The organism is uncultured Chitinophaga sp. (assembly GCF_937874145.1).
Taxonomy (GTDB): Bacteria; Bacteroidota; Bacteroidia; order Chitinophagales; family Chitinophagaceae; genus Chitinophaga.
In genome coordinates, this window is the sequence record NZ_CALNBI010000294.1 from 1 (window position 1) to 3284 (window position 3284).

At 56.4% G+C, this 3284-nt stretch carries 2 protein-coding genes; both read right to left on the reverse strand.

The window, feature by feature from the left end:
- Nucleotides 1-357: hypothetical protein (locus tag Q0510_RS14455; RefSeq protein ID WP_298713100.1), on the reverse strand; the 357-nt coding region annotated here is incomplete at its 3' end.
- Between the two features lie 25 nt (nt 358-382).
- A partial coding sequence (locus Q0510_RS14460; RefSeq protein WP_298713103.1) for a TonB-dependent receptor plug domain-containing protein occupies nt 383-3284 on the reverse strand: 2902 nt, incomplete at its 5' end.

Below are 3284 nucleotides of genomic sequence, written 5' to 3' on the forward strand. Positions count from 1 at the left end.
GCGGATATTGCGGTAGCGGTCGCCGTCGGTGAGGCCGCTGGAGTAATTGCGGATCTCCACCAGGTTGGGCAGGATGTTATTGTACAACACGCGGTAGCGGCTGTTCACGTTGTTCGACAGCTCATACGGGTCTGTGGTCAGGTGCTGGGAAAAACGTAATAACTGCTCCAGGTTTTCCCAAACCCACTCCTGCCCCTGGTAACTTTCCAGGTTCTCAGCGGAATAGGCGAAAAGCGCCGCCACGTCGGGCGTTGTTACCACGCTGGGATCGGTGTTCGTTTCCCCGAAATCCTTTTTGCAGGAAGCGGAGAAGAGCGTGGCGGCCGTTATGATGGAAAGAATCGATAGCTTTTTCATGTGAATCGTTTAAATGGGTGAACAACTAGAATCCAGCGCGGATGGTGAACACGAAAGAGCGCGTCATCGGGGGCACAAAGCCTTCTTCCTTGTTCACGCTGGTCCGGTTGGAGTTGTTGGCCGCCGGGTTGAAATTGTTCGGAAGCGTATTGTACAGGTAACCCAGGTCGCGGCCGAGGATGCTCACCTGCAGGTTGTTCAGCCGCAGCTTCTCCGCTACGGACACCGGCAGCGTATAGCTCAGTGCGATCTGCCGCAGCGAGATCCAGGAGTTCTTCACCACCCAGTAATCGCCCACCGCGGTGGAGAATGAACCATAACGGTACATGTACTGCGGCAGGTGCGTGGGTTCTACATACCCTTTATCGTACGCTTCCCGGAATGTCATTCCGGACACGTCCACCGAGCTGCCATCCGGCTGCTCGATCATCTGCCCGTTGTCGAACACGCCATCTGGGATGATACCGTCGTCGTACGTGCCGAGGTCGTTGGGATATTTGCTCGTCCAGCTGATACCGCCGTGCGATGCGTCGCGCCCCTGCAGGGAGGATTTGAAGATACCCGTGTGCGTGCCGTAGCGCATGGAGTGCATCACCATGTCGCCGCCGATCTTGGCATCGAAGAGCACGTTCAGCGAAATGTTTTTATACCGGAAGGTGTTGTCGAAGCTGGAACGAAAATCGGGGTTGATATCGCCCACATCCATCCATTCGTTGCTCCGCTGCGGGAAGGCCGCCCTGGCATCGGAACGCCAGGCCAGTACGGTTTTCCCGTTATTGGGATGATCCACCGGCTTGCCGTTGGCGTCGAATGCCTGGTAGGGTTTGGAGTGGATGCGGGTCCTGATCACACCGTAGGCGCCGCCTACTTTGGCGTATGGGATCTGGTCGTTGGCGCCCAGCCCTTCTTCGTCCAGCGCATAATACTCGTTATCGCCGTAAAGCTCAATGATTTTGTTGCGGTTACGGGTGAAAGTGAGCGTCGAGTTCCAGTTGAAGTTTTTCGTCTGCACCGGCGTTCCCGTCAGCGCGATTTCCACTCCTTTGTTCTGGATGTTCCCGGCATTGACCAGCTGGCTGTTCACACCGGATTCCGCTGCCGCGGGGATGAGGATACCCTGGTCGAAGGTATTGTCTTTATATATCGTGAAATCGATACCCAGCCTGTCTTTCATGAACCGGAGATCCAGCCCGCCTTCGTAGGAGCGTTTGCGGCGGGGTTTGAGGTTTTTATCCACCGTATACGTTTGCCCCTGCGCGTTGAGCAGGTACGTCAGCATGGGGATGTTCCCGCCGTTCGCCTGCGAAAAGCCCCGCAGCTGGAAGCCGGGGTTGAGGACGTAGGGATCCAGGTCTCCACCCAGCCAGGCGATGTTGCCGCGCAGCTTACCAAAGGAAATAAATTCCGGCAACTGGAAGGTTTCCGTGAAGATCCACGATAAGCTCACGGCCGGATAACTGAAGAAGTTGTTGCCCAGGCCATTGCTGTACGTCAGGGCCGACGACCAGTCGCCACGCCAGGTAGCCTGCATGAATAGCTGGTCTCTCCAGGCCAGGTCTGCACTACCATACAGCGAGTTGATCGTTTTGCGGTTTTTTACACCGCCCGTAGCGATCGGCAGGCGTTTGGAGTTGGACAGGAAGTAGTTCCCCGGGAAGATAAGCCCTCCGTCCGTTTCGTCGTAGTTGTAAGTGGTGTAATACCGCTGCGTTTCGCCGCCGATATATCCGCTCAGGGAAAGGTCTTTGCTCAGTTGCTTGTTGACAACACCCATCCACTTCATAAACCAGGCGCGCTTCTGCGAATGGCCCAGGCCGTACTTGCCGCCGCTGGTATTGTCTTCTCCTTTGAAATCATATCCCTGCCCCAGTTCTTTCGTTTCGTTCTTGATGGAGATATTGCTGAAGTTCCCTTCCAGCTGGAGGTTCAGCCAGCTGGTCAGCTTCGCGTTAACGGCGAGGCGGCCGCGGAACATCTGCTCGTCCTGCAGGTAATCGTTTTCGAAGATCCGGAACCAGTAATCGGCGCCGGGAACGACGTTGGTTTCGTTGGCATCGTACACTTTGGGCACGCCGCCAAGGGTGCTGGTGTATTTGCTGCGCTGCATCCAGTATTTGGTGTCGTAGTTGCGGGGGAAGATCCAGATGTAGTTATTGAGCCCCAGCTGCGGCGGGTTCTCGCCTTTGAGCGAAGTGTAATCCGCGCCCGCGTCCAGGGAGATGAAGCTGGTCAGGTTGTGGGTGGCCCGCAGCGTGAAGGCGTTTTTATTCATCTTGTTCCGGAAATTGATCCCTTCCGCCTGGTTGCGGGAGTAAGACAAACGGAACGAAGATTTATCCGTGGCGCCGTCCAGCGCTACGTTGGTGAGGTAGCCCACACCGGTCTGGAATGCGTCGAGATAGTTGTTGGGAACGGCTTTGTATTCGGTCCAGGTGCCGTCGTAATTCCGCACTTTCTGGTTGGCGAATTTCGGGCCCCAGTTCTCCAGTTCCCTGTTCTTCTGCGGATCGATATACGGTTCGCCGGCAGCGTTGGTGGGGAACACTTTCGTTTGCCAGTTGGTACCGGGGCCGTAACCGGGATCGCGGGTGTCGGTGAAGAAGGCCCCTACGGTGCCGCCGCCGTATTCGTCCTGGAAATCCGGCCCGCGGTAGGGATCCTGTATATTGATGGATTGGCTGAGGGATACGCCCCATCCTTTCTTCGTCCGCCCTTTCTTGGTGGTGATAAGCACTACGCCGTTCACCGCGCGGGAGCCATAAAGCGCAGCCGCCGCGGAACCTTTCAGCACGGATACGCTTTCAAACTCTTCCATATTCAGGTTCTTGAGATCGTTCCCGAAATCGCGCCCCTTCCCGTCGAAGGCGTCGTTCTCCACGATCACCCCGTCGATCACGAAAATAGGCTGGTTATTGAGGCTAAGGGTG